16 protein-coding genes are annotated in these 17,197 nt (G+C 40.5%); 7 read left to right on the top strand and 9 right to left on the bottom strand.

Annotated elements, in window-relative coordinates; genetic code table 11:
* Positions 1-230 precede the first annotated feature (230 nt).
* A complete protein-coding gene (locus tag HGR01_RS11615; protein WP_045871434.1) occupies positions 231-650 on the top strand; it encodes a helix-turn-helix domain-containing protein in 420 nt (139 codons plus the stop codon).
* A gap of 255 nt (positions 651-905) precedes the next feature.
* On the opposite strand, the gene HGR01_RS11610 is transcribed toward HGR01_RS11615, so the two are convergent.
* The 4 genes from HGR01_RS11610 to HGR01_RS11595 all read right to left on the bottom strand — a co-directional run bounded on the left by HGR01_RS11610 (position 906) and on the right by HGR01_RS11595 (position 4,460).
* The gene (locus HGR01_RS11610) at positions 906-1,661 is read right to left on the bottom strand and encodes a phycobilisome rod-core linker polypeptide (protein WP_045871433.1); all 756 of its coding nucleotides are present in this window, start codon (positions 1,659-1,661) and stop codon (positions 906-908) included.
* Between the two features lie 287 nt (positions 1,662-1,948).
* On the bottom strand, positions 1,949-2,230 hold the full coding sequence (locus HGR01_RS11605; protein ID WP_045871432.1) for a phycobilisome linker polypeptide: 282 nt from the start codon (positions 2,228-2,230) through the stop codon (positions 1,949-1,951).
* Positions 2,231-2,782: 552 nt separating this feature from the next.
* On the bottom strand, positions 2,783-3,550 hold the full coding sequence (locus HGR01_RS11600; protein WP_045871431.1) for a hypothetical protein: 768 nt from the start codon (positions 3,548-3,550) through the stop codon (positions 2,783-2,785).
* Between the two features lie 328 nt (positions 3,551-3,878).
* Positions 3,879-4,460 carry a hypothetical protein gene (locus HGR01_RS11595; protein WP_045871430.1) on the bottom strand — a complete coding sequence of 194 codons (582 nt, stop codon included), beginning with the start codon at positions 4,458-4,460 and terminating at the stop codon, positions 3,879-3,881.
* 572 nt (positions 4,461-5,032) lie between these two features.
* On the opposite strand from HGR01_RS11595, the gene HGR01_RS11590 reads away from it, so the two are divergent.
* The 3 genes from HGR01_RS11590 to HGR01_RS11580 all read left to right on the top strand — a co-directional run bounded on the left by HGR01_RS11590 (position 5,033) and on the right by HGR01_RS11580 (position 8,844).
* A complete protein-coding gene (locus tag HGR01_RS11590) occupies positions 5,033-5,929 on the top strand; it encodes an alpha/beta fold hydrolase (RefSeq protein ID WP_045871429.1) in 897 nt (298 codons plus the stop codon).
* A gap of 882 nt (positions 5,930-6,811) precedes the next feature.
* Entirely contained in the window at positions 6,812-7,786 is a 975-nt protein-coding gene (era, locus tag HGR01_RS11585; RefSeq protein ID WP_045871428.1) for a GTPase Era, read from the top strand.
* Between the two features lie 380 nt (positions 7,787-8,166).
* Positions 8,167-8,844, top strand: a complete 678-nt coding sequence (locus HGR01_RS11580) for a response regulator (protein WP_045871427.1) — start codon at positions 8,167-8,169, stop codon at positions 8,842-8,844.
* On the opposite strand, the gene HGR01_RS11575 is transcribed toward HGR01_RS11580, so the two are convergent.
* Complete coding sequence (locus HGR01_RS11575; RefSeq protein ID WP_045871426.1) at positions 8,841-9,467, bottom strand: hypothetical protein; 627 nt, start codon at positions 9,465-9,467, stop codon at positions 8,841-8,843. The genes HGR01_RS11580 and HGR01_RS11575 overlap by 4 nt on opposite strands.
* A 152-nt stretch (positions 9,468-9,619) precedes the next feature.
* Between HGR01_RS11575 and psbP the strand changes: the two genes are divergently transcribed.
* Positions 9,620-10,165, top strand: coding sequence for a photosystem II reaction center PsbP (psbP, locus tag HGR01_RS11570; RefSeq protein WP_045871425.1), 546 nt, complete (start codon positions 9,620-9,622; stop codon positions 10,163-10,165).
* A gap of 199 nt (positions 10,166-10,364) precedes the next feature.
* Positions 10,365-10,961, top strand: coding sequence for a Maf family protein (locus HGR01_RS11565; protein ID WP_045871424.1), 597 nt, complete (start codon positions 10,365-10,367; stop codon positions 10,959-10,961).
* Between the two features lie 453 nt (positions 10,962-11,414).
* On the opposite strand, the gene HGR01_RS11560 is transcribed toward HGR01_RS11565, so the two are convergent.
* Positions 11,415-12,323, bottom strand: a complete 909-nt coding sequence (locus HGR01_RS11560) for a S66 peptidase family protein (RefSeq protein WP_045871423.1) — start codon at positions 12,321-12,323, stop codon at positions 11,415-11,417.
* 99 nt (positions 12,324-12,422) lie between these two features.
* Here HGR01_RS11560 and HGR01_RS11555 point away from each other — a divergent pair, with 99 nt between their 5' ends.
* Positions 12,423-12,878: a DUF2141 domain-containing protein gene (locus HGR01_RS11555; RefSeq protein ID WP_045871747.1), complete on the top strand. Its 456-nt coding sequence runs from the start codon at positions 12,423-12,425 to the stop codon at positions 12,876-12,878.
* 256 nt (positions 12,879-13,134) lie between these two features.
* Here the strand turns inward: HGR01_RS11555 and HGR01_RS11550 are convergent, their stop codons facing one another.
* The 3 genes from HGR01_RS11550 to HGR01_RS11540 all read right to left on the bottom strand — a co-directional run bounded on the left by HGR01_RS11550 (position 13,135) and on the right by HGR01_RS11540 (position 17,102).
* Positions 13,135-14,163 (bottom strand): peptidoglycan-binding protein, encoded by a 1,029-nt coding sequence (locus tag HGR01_RS11550; RefSeq protein WP_309227695.1) that lies wholly within the window; start codon positions 14,161-14,163, stop codon positions 13,135-13,137.
* Positions 14,164-15,171: 1,008 nt separating this feature from the next.
* The gene (locus tag HGR01_RS11545; protein ID WP_228045572.1) at positions 15,172-16,257 is read right to left on the bottom strand and encodes an McrC family protein; all 1,086 of its coding nucleotides are present in this window, start codon (positions 16,255-16,257) and stop codon (positions 15,172-15,174) included.
* Positions 16,248-17,102: an McrB family protein gene (locus HGR01_RS11540; protein WP_081584065.1), complete on the bottom strand. Its 855-nt coding sequence runs from the start codon at positions 17,100-17,102 to the stop codon at positions 16,248-16,250. Before HGR01_RS11540 ends, HGR01_RS11545 begins: the two co-directional genes overlap by 10 nt.
* Positions 17,103-17,197: the final 95 nt, after the last annotated feature.

Here is a 17,197-nt window from a genome sequence, read left to right as displayed (position 1 = left end):
ACAGGTTGAATACTTAATACGTTAATTGTAAGGGAAGCCAGCGTGTTAGGCGGGTTTCCCAACTAAAAATGTACTATTCTTTCTTGGCAGCTAGGCAGAGCACAGACGCGATTAATCGCGCTTCAACAAGCAGGGAGGAGAAAAAAAGATTATGGTTTGTATGCCATATCATGCTTAATCCTTGGGAGTCCGCTATATTGTATATATTTGGATTTTCTTGACACCGAACAATGCCAGCAAGGTTGCAAATAAAAGCTGAAGATTGCTCCCCCTTAGGACGATTCATTCTCCAATATTTGGAAGAACAGGGTATCAGTATGAACCGTCTGGCGGATTTGTCTGGTGTTCCTCAACCACGACTCAGAGGTGCTTGCTTTAAGGGAACTTGTCCTACGCCGGAAACTTTGAGGAAACTTGCGAGAGTGATGGGGAAACATCACTTGGAGCTTTATACACTTGCATACGAGGCGAGAATTGAGAAGCTACCGGAAGATGCAGATGATACTTCCCTAGATATCTTAATGCGAGATTTATTTGAGACTGCTAGAGAGTTGCGGTTAGCGGTTCCTAAAGTCCGTCCTTCTAAAGCTAAAATCCGCAAAGCTCTCCTAGAGTTAGGATTTAGTGAAGAGAATGATGAATGTGCTTGAGGTAATTTCAAAATTCTCAATTCCAGCAGATATATAAAATTTAGTTGTTCATGATTTGAGAATGAGTGGCAAAATTATTGGCTATTGTCACTATTGCTTATTCCCTACACGAACTTATATTTCGCAACTAATGCATGAATTGCTATAGTTTATCTGAATTAAACTTAAAATAGCGTATGTCATATTTATATAAAATACGACAGCTGTATTTTTATATAAATACAACATACGCTTTGGTTAAGTTGTTATTTCAACTTATTTACGGCGATAGGGAACCGCTTTCTCAATATCAATGTTCTGTACTGAGAGCTGCTGAGGTGCATTACCTCTAGCGTTGATGCTTTTCGCCATATCAAGGAAGAGAGCAGGGTTACCAGCTGTAGGCTTCTTCTCTTGGGGGGTAAAGCCACGAACGGTAGTTTGCCAAATGATTTGGGGGAAGCCCAACTTCGCACGATGGTATGAATCGTAGCGAGGAGACTTGATGTTAAAAGGTGTTTCGCCTGCTACACGACCAGGTAGTACCCGACGACGTTGGTAAGGTACGGTGTCGTAGCCAAAAGCTTGGAGGTACTCATCAGAATTTAGTAGATCGTCAACAAAGCCTTTAATACCCTTTGTCGCTACCACAATTGACCAAGCAATCTTTTCGCGCTCGTTGTATACATCGCGGCCAAGAACGCGCTGTACTGTCTGTTCAACGAAACGATAGTTGCTGTTCAGATCGTAGAAACTACGTTTGTAAGTATTAGAGAGCAACAAGCCGCGAATGAAGTCACGCACTGTGATCTGACCGTTACGGAGTTGGGACTCTAGGAAACGCTCGCGATCGGAAGCAAATGCATGAAAGAAAATCTGACGATAAGCTGCTTCAATCAGAACATCTAAATCTGTTGCGGAAAGTATGTTGTCAGTAGAGAAAGTCCTTGGTTGCTCATCTCCAGGAACTTCAAGACTTGCTACCCGCTGGTTTTGAGAAATAGGGGTATATTCTAAAAGAGGAATTGCCACGAATACAAAATCTCCCTTTCCTTAATGAAATCTTACAAAGTTATCATAATAATAAAGGAGAAGAGGGAGAATTATTCGATTTGGTTTGATAAACATTACATAACTTAATTCATTTGTTCAGTAATGCTGAAACGCCCTGTGCAAGGGGTTTAGAGAGTCAAACAATTGATATTAGCAAGTGCCAGACTACCGGGAATATAGGGAAATTAATGGTTTTCAAACCTACCACAATCAGCCTGCAATCAGAAAATTATGAGAAAAACTGGTGTAACATTTCTTTGCAATTCTTAGCGTCTACCACCACCTCGGTGAGGTACTGCACTAGGTTGAGCGATCGCTACATTTAAAGGCTCAATGTTGACAATCTTACCACCTAGACGGCTAATCCGTTTCATTTCTTGATTCATGCGATTGTAGGGGACATTGATAAATACGCTGCCACTATGCCGAATGTCGTATTGATTGTTGTCGCTTTCGGAGGTTTGGCGCAAACCTACTACTTCGTAACGAAATACTCGGCTATTGGATGAAGGGTTGCTACCAGCATCAAATCCAGTTTGACCTAACATGAGTTTTACGCTCTCCTATATATTGAATTGTTTGGCATACTACTTACTGATAAATCAAAGGTGAAAAGAAATACTAGTAAATTGATACTGTATTTTGATATCAGCCAGAAAATCTTGGATTTTCTGAATCTCATATCTGGCTATCAAGTCAGTAGACTGTCATTAAAATGACTCCAGGATATTTTAACCAAGAATACAAAAATTGCCATCATTTAATTTGAGGATGGGTAATTGGTAATGACTTAAAGGGAAGAAATTCATCCAAAATCTAAAATCAGCGATCGCCAACGTTCTTCACCAGGACTTACGCAACTGGTAAACTCATCTTCTGGTTGAAGAGTCAACAGTCAAGGGGAGACGCTAAAAGCGATAGCGCAGCGTCAAGCCTGCTCTGCGAGAGGTAAGAGCGTCTGGGGTTTGCCCAAGTAGAGCAAGTGGTGTTTAAGGGTCAAAAATTCAGGTTTTTTGGACTTTTGCACGCCAGTTCACTCAACGGAGGAAACCTCCCTACCCTGCAGGAACGCTTTCAGCAAATATTTAAATCTCCAACCCCTACTCAACTTTCAATTGACTGTTAACTTTTGCAGATACAGGGATCAACAGGGGTGTTTTGCCAGATGGCGTTTCGGAGTTATCTAAGGTTTGCAAACTTGTAAAAGCTGCGTCACGAATGATAGATTCTTCTTCTTTGGTGAGTAACAATTGCAAACATTCCACTACATTTTGTTGCACGGAAGCATCAACGCGCTTGCGTGTGATTAATTTGGTGAGTTGTCTAATAGCATTTAAGCGCTTTAGTGGGTCTGGTTCTGTTAAATTGTTCAACAGGCGATCGAGATAGTCTTCGTCTGTGGTGCCATAAAAATTGACGATTTGGCAGACTAATAAAATTAAGGTTAATACGGTTCCTATACCTTGGGTAATTACTCCCGCAGCTATCCAAGGACTATGGGAGTCAAACCAAATTGTAGCTGCTATGTAAGTGCTAAAGGTGGCGATTCCACCACTACTGACTGCCAAGAGTAAGCGACGGTTGGGGCCGTTGAAAAACCTCTGCATTTGTGACCAGCGTTGTTGCCAGTCCCACTTTTGCATGGAGTAGACTGATAACATGATCCCAATGCCAATACTCAAGGCTAACAGCAGCTTCCAGTTCCACAACAGCATTGCAACGACTATTGTCAGGAATCCTAAAACGCCTCCAGGCCCAGAGAAACGCTGAAAATTTCGCTGCTTTGTGGCTCCTGTCTTGAGATCTGGAAGCGACCAGTGGGAAAGCTGGTTAATCAATTGCTGCCACGAAGACGAAGCCTGTGCCACGGTGTTTACCTACTAAAATTACAAGATTGTTTAGTTTATAAGTTTTACCCCATATCAGGGAAGAATGCAGACACCCAAGCTGCTTACGGCATAGCTATTAGTTAAGTTTATAGTTTGATAAACTCCAATGCCGATGCCAGAAGCGTGGGTTTCCCCAAGTTAAGGGCTGACCAAAAACTCAAACAAAGGGTGAAATTTTCTACTCCGCCCTTAATGTTCGGTGATTTTTCATTTACCTGGGGCTGAATTGAGAATCAATAATACCCTATTAAGAATACCTGAACTTCGGTAAAGCAGAGTGATTTAGTTATGGAGTTTTGAGACTGTTTTAAGCACAAAAACGAAAGTTATCTAGAGTGAATAAGCCATTAAAAACGCTGAATGTCACCGAATAAATCTCATTTGCGGCTACGGATAATTGGGCGTTGGGGGTAATTGCGGAGTCAGAATTAGCTAGATTCGCCATTGGTAAAACTGTTTGGGCAAGTAGTTGGCGATCGCGTCCGTAAGCTGAAAGTACTAGGCGCTGTGAACTGGTTACCAAGGCGCTGACTTGCTTCACAGGACGTAAAAAAGTGACTTCTAACAATTCAGTTTGAGGCGATCCCATCAATACTATCGAGCCTGAGTGGGTGGGAAAGGCTGGATTTGATGGTTGAATTGCTAAACATTCATGAAAAATTACGCCCAAGGACTCATACTGGCGCTCTACTGGTTCAAAACATTTTAAGCCTTCAAAGTTTAAACAGATACAGTTCTGTGAATTTTCCTGCGTAGTATCCGCTACTGCTTCGACTTGACCTTGCCACTCGGAAATTATCACTTGGTTTTGGAGATGAAAGTTCTCCAGGTTCAATCCAGTGTCTTTAAACCTCGGTATTGTATCTGATTGAATAGCCTCCTTGACCATGACTCCCCACTTTACAGTTACTTATAGAAAATTAATTTAGTAATTTCATCAACATCTATTGTTTCTAAGTACAAAACTAGAATTAATAGTGGTTTTTGATTGGCGTTTTGATGATCATCTTGACGCTCTGATTTATCCGTAATCTTTCTGATAGATTACCATACAAAATTCTCACGAGAATTCCGATCTCAGTTATCTTAGCTACTGACTAAAATCCTTATCGGGCGCTAAACACAAGGAAAAATCATGCAATACTTGTGTAAAAAAAACACAATATCTTTACAGACACTACAGCAATTTTACATCTACTTAATCTGACGTTAGTATGAAGTCTCAGAATAGTAAATTCACTGATAATAGTAGAAAGTTTACAGCCAACGGGTAAAACAAAGTTGCGCTCTGAGATAGACCCTAGGGGATCGAGAAATCAAAGAGCAAATGAACAGCAGAATTTAAGTTCATCACATATTGATTTCTCGATCCTATCTCTGAACACAACTTAGTATAAATACTCTATAGAGACCAGGCTGTCATCTAGACCAAGCAAACACGACATTAAATAAAATATACTTATGTTTCAACCACTAGGATTTGAGCAACGTTCGATTATTACCTCACTCGGTAGGATAGTGTACTATACAAACACTGGTTCTCTCTGGCAGGATGATTTGACTGCAAAAGATGAAAAAGAAACTTTGTTGTTTCTTCATGGCTTTGGTGGTGGATCTTCTGCTTATGAGTGGTCAAAAGTATACCCGGCTTTTGCGAGTGAGTACCGAGTAATCGCACCAGACTTACTCGGTTGGGGTAGATCTGAGCATTTAGCTCGGAATTATCAGATTGGAGATTATTTGAATACAATTGGGGAGTTTATCCAGCAGACTTGTACGGGCCCTGTGACTGCGATCGCATCTTCCCTCACAGCAGCGATGACAATTCGAGTTGCGATCGCTCATCCTGATTTATTCAAGTCGCTGATTCTCACAACTCCCGCCGGACTGGGTGATTTTGGCGAAGACTACTCTCGCAGTTTCTTTGCTCAGTTAGTTAGTATTCCTGTTTTTGACCGTTTGCTGTACAGTACAGGAATAGCGACTAGCAACGGTATTCGGAGTTTTTTAGAGCAAAGACAATTTGCCCAACCTAACCGGGTATATCAAGAAATAGTTGATGCTTATTTGCAATCTGCACAGCAACCCAATGCTGAATATGCAGCGCTATCTTTTGTCCGTGGCGATTTGTGCTTTGATTTATCACTGTTTATTCAGCAGCTAACCACACCGACAGCCATTATTTGGGGACAAAAATCGCAATTTACTGGGCCAGAAATTGGACATCGCTTCGCTGAGATGAATCCCCAAGCAATCAAATTTTTTCAACCACTAGAAGATGTGGGGTTAACACCACAGCTAGAACTACCAGCAGTGACTATTGGGTTAATCCGCCGCTTTTTAGCTTTGTTGAATTAATTAATCAAAGTCACGTAGTCAATCAGAAAGAAGCTGATGATTTAGTAACTCTTACTAAATCTCAACTTCATATCAATAAAGAGGTCGTCCGACACAATTATCTAACTACGATTAAAGAAAAATTTGCTAAAACTTTATAAAAAATTAATTCTTTCTTTAAAATGATGTGCTTGTCAATTGCCATCAGTAGCTAATGAAACATTGCCAGCAAGACTATAGGCTGAAGCTATAAAATTTTGGGTTTTACTACAAAAAGTAAATTAACAAAACGACTTATTAATTTTTAGATAATTATCTATTTGCATTATTGATTCTAAAACTAGGATAGTTCTATGATTAAAAGCTGCAATTCATTGATTACTATGTAATTAGGAAGTGCTAAAAAATCAATTCTTGAGAATATTAGTCAGCAATTGTATATCACCTAATTACAATAAGTAGCTATGTTATCTAGGTTACTAGCTTAGTTAAAAAATCGGATATTTTTATTGATTGGAAGTCTCTGAGGTTGACTACCTAAAACTAAAAATCTCAGCCATATTTCTTATTCTGAGTATGGAAACCTCAGGCGATCGCACTTCTTTGACCTATCGGGATAGAAGCAGGAATACTATGTTGCTCAACTCCCAAGAATCACTATTTTTAGGTATTATAGTCAAAAAACCAGGCAATTGCAGCACAGTGTTATCATTAAATCAATACCCTAAAAGAAAGAGAGTTTATCTAACTAGCTGTGATGCCATTTCCTGATTTTGGTGTGCGAACACAATATATTTAGTAGTAGATTAAACTTAAGCAAAGGCAATCACCAAAAAGTGCCAGGGTGATCTCTATGTTTGTTATGTATCTCGCTGAAAAAACAATCTATCCCAACAATCAACTATGACGGTGGAGCTAAAGGTGACTAGTATTGATAATCACATCTTCTCTTTTTCAGGAGAAGTATCGATTCCCCAAGCTCCTCCTGAATTTAAATCGGGATTCATCGGCATTATCGGTCGCCCTAATGTCGGTAAATCTACTTTAATGAATCAGTTAGTAGGACAAAAAGTTGCCATTACATCTCCAGTAGCACAAACCACAAGAAATCGGTTAAGAGGAATTTTAACCACCCCAGAAGCACAGCTAATTTTTGTAGACACACCAGGAATTCATAAACCCCATCATCAATTAGGGGAAGTGCTGGTGAAAAATGCCAAAATAGCCATTGAGTCTGTGGATGTAGTGCTATTTGTAGTAGATGCATCTGTGGCTTGTGGCGCAGGCGATCGCTTTATTGCGGAGTTACTGAGTCGTAGTCAAACCCCAGTAATTTTAGGTTTGAATAAAATCGACCAACAAGCCACAAATTCCCAGTTGATAGATGATAGTTATACACACTTGGCTGAGTCTTATAAATGGCAAACAGTGAAATTTTCTGCCAAGACTAGCGAGGGATTGCCGCAACTGCAAAATTTATTAATCGAACATTTAGAGACAGGGCCATATTATTATCCCCCTGACTTGGTAACTGACCAGCCAGAACGCTTTATTATGGGCGAATTAATCCGCGAGCAAATTTTGTTATTAACTCGTGAAGAAGTTCCCCATTCAGTAGCGATCGCCATTGATCTGGTAGAAGAAACTCCCAGCATTACCCGCGTACTCGCCACCATCAATGTTGAAAGGGATTCTCAAAAAGGAATTCTGATTGGCAAAGGTGGATCAATGCTCAAATCCATTGGTAGCGCAGCTCGCGAACAAATTCAAAAATTAATTGCTGGGAAAGTTTACCTAGAATTGTTCGTGAAAGTGCAACCCAAATGGCGGCAGTCTCGCGTCAGTTTAGCAGAGTTAGGATATCGAGTGGAAGAGTAAGGGATTTGCTTTCTAGGTAGAGGTTAGGGGGACGGGGGAGATGAGGGAGATGAGGAAGATGAGGGAGACAATCAGATAAATTTCGATTACCAATTACCCATTACCCATTCTCCCTTTCCCTTCTTTTAATCGCTAAGTGGTAATATCGTTACCCACAAACTGGTTTGTAATCCAAAATCTAAAATCTAATAATCTGTCTTGGAAAGTTTGACGGCATTTGCTACAAGTCGGGGAACCGCAAGGGCGCACTGCCTCCTCAACGGGGGGAACCCTCCTACCCTGCGGGAACGCTTTCAGCGAACGAATTCACCACTTTGCTTATGCCGGGAAACCCGCCCACGCAACTTTCCGCAAAATCCAAAATGGTATGAGCGATCGCAATGTCTCCAGATAATGGCTATTTCTTAAATCTACCAACCGATGCGCCGCCGTTGCGAGTCTTGATTGTGGAAGATGATCCGATGATGCAACTGGGATTAGAACAGTCATTGATGGTTCATCCCCAATTGGAGATAGTTGGACAAGCGGAAGATGGCTATTTAGGTGTACAAGCAGCACTTAAACTCAAACCTGATTTGGTAGTTATGGATATTGGGTTACCGCGATTAGATGGGATTGCGGCGACACAGCAAATCAAAGCAGCATTACCTGATATTCATGTAGTGATGCTGACATCCCATCAAACAGAGACAGAAATTATTGCAGCGCTGTCTAGTGGGGCCGATGCCTATTGTATCAAAGGTGCCAGTGTCGAACGATTATTGAGTGCGATCGCAGCTGCTGTTGATGGCGCAACTTATCTCGATCCGCAAATTGCACGGCGAGTCATTGAACATCTTCGTCCCCCCGCAGTTAAGGGAAACGCCGCTAACCTGTCTGGGAGAGAGTTAGAAGTATTAAAACTGATGGTAGAAGGATTGAGTAACCCAGAAATTGCCGAAAAGCTTTATCTCAGTCCCAATACCGTAAAAACTCACGTCCGGGGGATTATGAATAAATTAGCAGTAGATGATCGCGTGCAAGCTGCAGTTGTAGCGCTGCGTTCTGGCTTAGTTTAGGAATGGGAGATCACTTCTAGCCAATGAGGGTAAGCGTAAGAATTGGCGATGGCTAATGGAAAATTGCGATCGGTATGAAATACCCATTTAGCTGTAGCTTGCAGATTTTCCCGAATACAGCTATCTTCGCCAAAAGCTTCAAAAGCAATACTCCACCAAACATTTTCTGCAACTACTAAATTAGTAATTTCTACACTACAACCATTATCCAGAGGTTCTTTAGTGGTAACAGGTTGGATCGCATAATCAGCAAAGACTTGAAAAAGTTGGGAATAACGTACTTTCTTGACACTCACCCATACAGGGTTACCTAACACCATTGATGGTTGAAAACTTTCTGCATTTGCATCTTCACACAGCCATTTACCCCATTTTTCAGCCTTACCTGTAATTAAATCGCCAAAAGACATCACACCAAGTTCTGCTTGTCGCCATTTCACCTCCAGCCTTCTCTGACGCAATTTAATTCCCAAATAATCACATCCTGGCGAATAGAGATAGACATCTTCCCTTGCTTCTGGTAGCTGTGATGGGTTCACCAAACAATGCTGTTGAAACCACAACTGCATATTTTCTGGAAGTTTACCAGGATAAAACCAGCGCAATTCATTACTGATCAACATAGATTATTTAGTCTCAGAATGAATAAAGTATAAAAGCAGACGTTACAAGCAACTTCACTAGATTGTGTATTGCCTTAAGCGTCCCTGTTGATGGGACAATGAGAAACTGTGCTTGGCTTATTTTGCTGCCAGGCCAAAGGAATTTATAAAAAATGTGGAAACGAATTGCATTCATTTTGCTATTGGTATTAACCTTCAGCCTGAGTAATCCTGATGTAGCTGCGGCTGCGGGAGTTAAAAGCTTTGTCAATACTTCTAATGGCTATGAGTTCTCATATCCGAACGGCTGGGTGCAAGTTAAAGTAGCCAACGGCCCTGATGTGGTATTTCATGATTTGATTGAATTCAGTGAAAATGTCTCAGTAGTAATAAGTCCTGTTCCTGACGGCAAATCTTTAGTAGAACTAGGAACACCCACAGAAGTAGGATATAAATTGGGTAAAGCTGTTCTTGCACCTGCTGACTCTGGCCGTACTGCTGAATTAGTCAATGCTTTTGAGAAAGAATCTGATGGCAAGACATATTACATTTTAGAATATGAGGTGAAATTGCCCAATCAACAAAAACGGCATAACATTGCGAGTGTCGCCGTCAGCCGTGGTAAGGTTTTCACTTTTAACGCCTCGATTCCTGAACAACGCTGGCCAAAACTCAAATCAGCTATCGAAAATGTGGTCAATTCTTTCTTAGTTTATTAAGCTGTTACGCATTTATATATTCGCCATAAGTTGAGAGTCCAGAGTTAAATACTTTTAATTTTGGACTCTTGCTGATTGACAAGGGAACTTCAAAAAATAAATTATTCCTCTTCAAGTTGTTGACTGTTGACGATTCACAGTTAACATTCAACAGTCAACAGTTAACACCAACCCTAATATTCATAATTCATAAGTCTCTATGACAATTCCGCAATTTGTTCTGGCTTCTGCTTCACCAGCGCGACGGCGTTTGCTGCAAACTGTTGGGATTGAACCAATAGTTTACCCTAGCGACTTTGATGAATCGCAAATCCAGTTAAACGATCCCAATCAATTAGTACAAACTCTGTCTCTGCGAAAGGCGGAAACCGTAGTTCCGCAGTTTGAATCAGCTTTAATTATGGGTTGTGATTCAGTATTGGCTTTGAATGGAGAGATTCATGGTAAACCAGCCAATGTTGAGGAAGCGATCGCACGGTGGAAAATTATGCAAGGTAGCTTTGGTGATTTGTATACCGGCCATAGCTTAATTGATTTAACTCAAAACCTCACCGTAGTTAAATGCCAAGTAACTAGAGTTTACTTTGGTAAAATGAGCGATCGCGATATTCAAGCTTATGTCGCTACAGGTGAACCGCTCAAATGTGCTGGTGCTTTTGCAATAGAAGGTTTTGGTAGCTTCTTTGTAGAAAAAATTGCAGGTTGTCACAGCAACGTCATCGGCCTGAGTTTACCCTTGCTGCGCCATATGCTAGCTGAACTGGGATACAACGCTGTTGATTTTTGGTCAGCGTGAAAAAACCCTTATCTGCCACAATGCAGCAAGGGGATTATAGAGTAATTGAAGTGGTGAACGCTAATCTTTAGGTAAAGCCAATGATCAAGGTACCATTGGCTTTTTTTAAATAACCGAAACATTAGAGGGTAGAAGCGCTGACAACTGTTGTTAGGGTAGCATTAAAAAATACTCTCTGCTCAGGGTAATAACACTGATTTCGGATTTCATAAAATCATCAAATATTAAAACCAGAATCTAAGCTGATACGCGTCTAGATCAAATATTCTGGTGTTAGGGTCGTCAAGGGTCAAGAGGAGCCAGTCACGTGCGGAGGTTCCCTCCGTTGAGTGAACTGGCGTTCCAGGGTCAAAGGCTAGCTTGGACTTTGGACTCTTGAATTTTGACTACCTGAGCGAGAAATATGCGTAACCGCTTATCTCAATCCCTATTTATCAGTACTCCAATTCATAGTTAATTGTTAATAGCTAATATTCCCTGGTCAGCATCTAAAGTTACTAAGGCACCCACTGGCAAAGCCGCATTACAACTATCGTGACCAAAGGGTAAGTCAGCCACAATTGGAATCCCCAAATCACCTAAGCGATCGCGCAGTACTTCCTCAACGCTAAAACTCGGTACATTTGCTGGCGGTTCACAGCCAGTAAAATTACCCAAGGCAATTCCCTTAACTTTTGATAAAGCACCGCTTAACCGCCATTGCGTTAACATCCGGTCAATGCGATAAGGTGCTTCCGAAACATCCTCAAATCCCAAAATGACACCATCGAAATTGGGTTTAAAGGCAGTAGCAAAAAGATGAGTTGCCACCGTAAGATTACCAGGTAGTAAAATCCCCGTAGCTATACCGCCACCCCAACCATTACCCTTGAGCGGTTCTAAGGGACGACCTTCCAGCAAATTGAAAAACCGCTCAATTGACCAATCTGGCTCTTTAGCGAGAGTGGTTAATACAGGGCCATGAACACTAGCAATCCCTTCGTTGTAAAGACTCCATAACAGCGCCGTGATATCGGAAAAGCCAATTAACCACTTAGGATTTTGCAGAGGCGATAATCCAGCTTGCCAATGCCAATCTTCTAAAACTCGGGTGCTACCAAAACCGCCTCTAGCGCAGAGAATACCTCGGCAATTAGGATCTTCCCATGCAGATGCTAGTTGAGTGCGACGTTGATCGTCTTTTCCTGCTAAATAACCCAATTTATCACCGATTGTTGCCGGGACTTCCACTTTATAGCCACGCGATCGCCAAATTTCGATACTCTTGTTGAATGCCTCAAATTCTCGCAAAGCACCACTAGGAGCAATAACACGCAGTAAATCACCTGGTTTGAGCGCCGGGGGTAAAATTTTTGCTTGCATAAATAACTTATTTACTAGTAATAAAAATTACTAACTTTGTAGAGATAACAAGGTAATCTAAAGATGAGACTTTTATTTGTTTTCGCCAAAAATAATTTTATGCTCAAAGGAATGAAAGTGAGTATGCTGCTCTTAGCAGTAGTGGGAAATTTAGCTTGGTCTTTCAGCGCCAGAGCCAATTTCAACGGCAACCTAACAGTAGAAATTGATGGCTTAAAAAATAAACAAGGGCAAATTTGCGCCAGTATTTTTGCCAATAGTCAAGGATTTCCCAATCAACGCGATCGCGTCATTCAAAAGCAGTGTACCAATATTACTGACATTCCTGTAAAGCTCACTTTTGAGAATCTCAAAGCCGGGAGTTACGCCGTTGCAGTCATGCACGACCAAAATAAGGACTTAGTTCTCAATCGCAATAGCTTGGGAATACCAACTGAAGGCTTTGGATTTTCCAAAAATCCAGAAATCCGCACCAGCGCACCTAAATTTGGCGATGCAGCAATTGTTTTAGCAGGCCCCAACACCGAAATTAAAATAAATTTGAAATATTTATAGGTGGGGTATGGGGCATAGGGCATAGGGCATAGGGCATGGGGCATGGGGCATGGGGCATGGGGCATGGGTAATTGGTGTTTGTTATTTTTCCCCCTGCTCCCTGCTCCCCTGCTTTTTCCCAATACCCAGTCCCCAGTCCCCATTACCCCTTATCCCCAGAGGGGGCCCCAAGTTCCCCAGTCCCCAATCCCCAATCCCCAGTCCCCAGTCCCCATTACCCCTTATCCCCAGAGGGGGCCCCGAGTTCCCCAATCCCCTAACCATCCTTCTCCCTCTGTTCTGGTAAACTCTCTTGCTCTGATAAAACACGAATGCGATTCAGTTGGTTCAGTGCATACCTTGCTGTTGACTGGACTTCTGGATCGGCATCTTCTAGCGCATGGCGTAGGATGGGGGTAATTTGAGACATCATGTCATATACGCGAGTTAAGTCACGGATAGCATTTTGCCGGACTTGGGGATTTTGATTTTGCATTGAGATTGCTAAAGCACGGTTGATAGGTTTGAAGGTGCGAATAGCTATTTCCCCTAAAGCTGACAAAATTAAACTGTGCTGCTGGGAATCCGCATCGATAATCAAATCTACCAATGGCTCAATTGCTCGTGAATCTCCCTGCTGACCTAAATCCCAAATCGCCTTGTGTCTTTTTGCGGGATCAGCGCTGTATAAATCGTTCATCAATTCGTCAACTAGACTAAATTTCGCTAAACGAGAAGTTGTTTCTGCTGGCAACAATTTAGGTGTGGATGTTGTAGCAGATGGCGAATTAGACGCAGATACAGGATTGTTGGTTGATTCTGGTAACTGCGGTATGCTGATGTTTCTGTCTGCTTCAGTTTTGATTTCGCTATTTGCAGCTTGAGATTGTTGCATTTTTTTGACTTGATGCAACCATTTCAGACAGTAAATCACTGCTACAAGATTTCCTAAAGTTCCTAGTCCTAATACTGACCACCAAATCAGATTTTTTTTGCTAGGCTGAGGTTCAACACGGGGTTTGGAAGTAGGTACAGGAGCGGTAATTATTGGTTGTTTAGCAGCAATAGCTGCTTGCAGCTTTTTCCAAGTTGTACTGCCAACAATACCGTCTGCTAGCAAACCCTGTGCTGTTTGAAATTGAGATACAGCGATTTTTGTAGGTTCTGTGAACTGCCCATTAACCGCACCATTGTAATATCCCAACTCTTTTAATTGGGTTTGCAAAGTCTGCACATCCGGGCCTGTACTACCGGGTTGGAGCATTGGTGGGTCAAGTTTTGGGGTACTGGTTTGTGCCAGTATCAATATTTTTGGGTTTAACTCAGGTATCGCAGACTGCGCGGGACTCTGGTACAAACCCAGGCATATACAAAAGGTAAATATAGAGATTGAGGGGTAGCATAGCCTCATATTACTAACTTTAGGCAATAGTTGCTTTTAATTTATTCGATACCACCATAACTTTAACTAGTCTAAAAGTTAACTCTTCCTGAAAGAAATAATTACTTCCCCATCCTCAGCCTGATATCAGAAAAAATTCATAGCCTAGCATCCTCATCTAAAACTTGTAGTATTTATTCACAAATCTCTTCTAAATCAGTATCTATCCCAATGACATCAGACATTTCTCGGCTGATACTTGGGTTATTAGATACCTGATTATAGGTTTCCAGGTTCGTCATCTGGGCAGCTATTTAGGGATAGGTGATTCGCAAGCGTGTCATCTATCCCTTTTACTAATTTTGGATTTTGGATTATAGTGATACCACTTCACGAACTTTTTGTTGAATGGGGATTTGAATTACAAACTCGCTTCCTTGAGCGATTTTGGGCTAGTTTATGCCCATACAATGTAATGCCACCGACTATGAAGAGCATAGCAGCTGCGATCGCACATCAGTTTCTCATCTGCATCGGAATTTCATGTCTGAATTTTGCGTCATAATTTGTAATAAGTGCTCTTTGACTACTTATAGTATTCCCCAACGAAACATGATATGAACAAGAGTGCGATCGCAAAGTGATACCAATTCCAATAATGTTTGTGAAACATCAATATATTCTAGAGGACAAGGCATTGCCTTGCCCCTACAATATGTCGCATTCTTTTTCCAGATTGGTATGAATTATTGAATCATTTAAATGTGTAATTTTTAGAGTAGTTATAGTTTTTTAGTCGAGCTTTAGAAGCACTCACTTTACAAGCGTAGAGAATAGTTTTTGTAAGAAACTTTGACCCGCCTTCTCAAGGTTATCATCTAATGAAAAAGTGAGATTGCGGACATTAATATCATAACTGTGAATATTTAGTGCCTATTTTAAATCTACCGGATATACTAAGAAAGCCTGTTTAGAATTGGTTGTGTTAGCGTAGCTAATCATTTGATGAATATCGCTATTTGCAGCTTGATCAGGAAATTTATATTTAGTATCTAAAACTGCTAATGCTTTGCCAGTAGAAGCATCACAAAGTAAAATATCTAAAATGAATTGCCGATTTTGACCAACTTTTATTTGATACTGCTGTTTAAAAATATAGCCTGTTGGTGCATTTTGCTTCAGCCATTCGGCAACGAAAAGTTCGTATAAACGTGCCATATCAACGAGAAAGGGCAAAGTTTGATGATTTCCCATTTCATGACTTGGGCTACTGTTATCTAAAAAGAATCGGCAGAGAATATGTAATATTTGATAGTCTTCATTGAGGCGATTGTACTGTCTACCAATACAATCTTCTGCATTACAAGGTTTTGGCGTTACTAATCCTTGGAGAGCGTGATAAGCTTTTCTTACTGTTGGTGATACTCTGTCTGAACAAAAACCACTGTGACCAATAATATAAAGTGTCCAAGCAAGAATTTGGTTTTCTACAATATCAGCAGTATGTTCTTCGTAGTGGCATTTTAGTTTAACATCCCAAGGCTTTTGAATTACCTGTTGTATATCCAGCCTTCCTCTTACATAGGCAAGCTGTTCTGTTTTAGGTAAGTAAGTACGATATAATCCCTTACGGCATCGCTCTAGAATTTTCTGGGCTAGTAAATGAGCTAGATAATTATAAAATTCTTGCAGAGATTCGCAATCCATTAGCCCATCAAGAAATCGAAAATTATTAAAGTTATAGGCATATTCCAGCATTCCCAAGAGGTTTTTAATAGGAACTTTGGGATTGATTTTTAAACCAAATTCAGGATTTACAGGAATATAACCAACCCATCCTTTAGATTTTAGCTGCCACTGATTTCTTGTTTTGTAGCTAGGAAATTCTATATCTATTTGCGTTTTATATTTATCATATAATTCTTTGCCTACCAAATCTGGTATGTCTTGATGGGTAAATAGCTTATCTTTATATTCGGTTATTTCAATAATTTTGTGTTTTACTGGGTTTATATCCATAAACTTTGCTTAATTTGATCCCAGCGAAAATTTTCTACCTTCTCTGGTTGGTTAAAAAAGTATTCTTCTAAATAAGGTTCAATTTCCATACACCAGATGTCTTCAATATCTTCCCGTAGGTTATCTGTTAAAAAGAAGGAAATACCAATTTCGTAATTTTTATCGGCAATAACTTGATTTAATTGTTGTAGAATTTTAATTAATCCCTCTACTACAAGACCTGTTTTTTGGTGATAACGTCGCAATACATCATAATTGGAGCGAAGTTCAATAAATGCAAAGCGACGACGTAATGCATGATCTATGAGGGCAATAGACCTATCTGCTGTATTCATTGTGCCAATAATGCGGACATTTCTTGGTATGCGAAAACTATTTCCACCAGCTAAAGGAATTTCTTTATCGCGATACTCTAGCAAATACATCAATTCGCCAAAAACTTGAGCTAAATTTGCACGGTTTATCTCGTCTATGATGAGCACACAAGTGTCTTGAAAAGATTCTGCTTTTTTGCAAAATTCTAAAAAGCGTCCGGGTACAAGCGGATATGTTAGTTTGCCATTTTTACTGTGGGGACGGATACCTTGAATGAAGTCTTCATATGTGTATGCTGGGTGAAATTGTACTAATTCTAAGAAACCATAACCACCGTTGAGTAACTGTTGAGCAAGCCTTTCAGCTATAAAAGTTTTTCCTATACCAGGGGAACCACATATAATTGCTTGACCTTTGCGATTAACTGCACTGATCCAATGCTTTATTTCTGTTGTAGAAAACCCGGTTTCTTCAGCACATTGATTTAATGTATATACTTCCGTTCTACTGGTATTAGTATTTGTCAACATTAAAAACAATGGTCTTATTTCTTGAAACCAGTCATTAAATTTATTAATTAATTTTGATACAGGTATATCTACAATGTTTTGATTAAAGCGTAAAG

Source organism: Tolypothrix sp. PCC 7712 (genome assembly GCF_025860405.1).
GTDB lineage: Bacteria > Cyanobacteriota > Cyanobacteriia > Cyanobacteriales > Nostocaceae > Aulosira > Aulosira diplosiphon.
This window is presented reverse-complemented; position numbering and strand designations above follow the sequence as displayed.

Bases quoted from the DNA above. Each gene is read 5' to 3' on its own strand.
- psbP (WP_045871425.1), top strand. From the start codon at position 9,620: ATGTGGAAACGAATTGCATTCATTTTGCTATTGGTATTAACCTTCAGC.
- HGR01_RS11615 (WP_045871434.1), top strand. From the start codon at position 231: ATGCCAGCAAGGTTGCAAATAAAAGCTGAAGATTGCTCCCCCTTAGGA.
- HGR01_RS11540 (WP_081584065.1), bottom strand. From the start codon at position 17,102: ATGTTGACAAATACTAATACCAGTAGAACGGAAGTATATACATTAAAT.
- HGR01_RS11575 (WP_045871426.1), bottom strand. From the start codon at position 9,467: ATGTTGATCAGTAATGAATTGCGCTGGTTTTATCCTGGTAAACTTCCA.
- HGR01_RS11580 (WP_045871427.1), top strand. From the start codon at position 8,167: ATGTCTCCAGATAATGGCTATTTCTTAAATCTACCAACCGATGCGCCG.
- HGR01_RS11590 (WP_045871429.1), top strand. From the start codon at position 5,033: ATGTTTCAACCACTAGGATTTGAGCAACGTTCGATTATTACCTCACTC.
- HGR01_RS11605 (WP_045871432.1), bottom strand. From the start codon at position 2,230: ATGTTAGGTCAAACTGGATTTGATGCTGGTAGCAACCCTTCATCCAAT.
- era (WP_045871428.1), top strand. From the start codon at position 6,812: ATGACGGTGGAGCTAAAGGTGACTAGTATTGATAATCACATCTTCTCT.
- HGR01_RS11545 (WP_228045572.1), bottom strand. From the start codon at position 16,257: ATGGATATAAACCCAGTAAAACACAAAATTATTGAAATAACCGAATAT.
- HGR01_RS11560 (WP_045871423.1), bottom strand. From the start codon at position 12,323: ATGCAAGCAAAAATTTTACCCCCGGCGCTCAAACCAGGTGATTTACTG.
- HGR01_RS11595 (WP_045871430.1), bottom strand. From the start codon at position 4,460: ATGGTCAAGGAGGCTATTCAATCAGATACAATACCGAGGTTTAAAGAC.
- HGR01_RS11565 (WP_045871424.1), top strand. From the start codon at position 10,365: ATGACAATTCCGCAATTTGTTCTGGCTTCTGCTTCACCAGCGCGACGG.
- HGR01_RS11555 (WP_045871747.1), top strand. From the start codon at position 12,423: ATGCTCAAAGGAATGAAAGTGAGTATGCTGCTCTTAGCAGTAGTGGGA.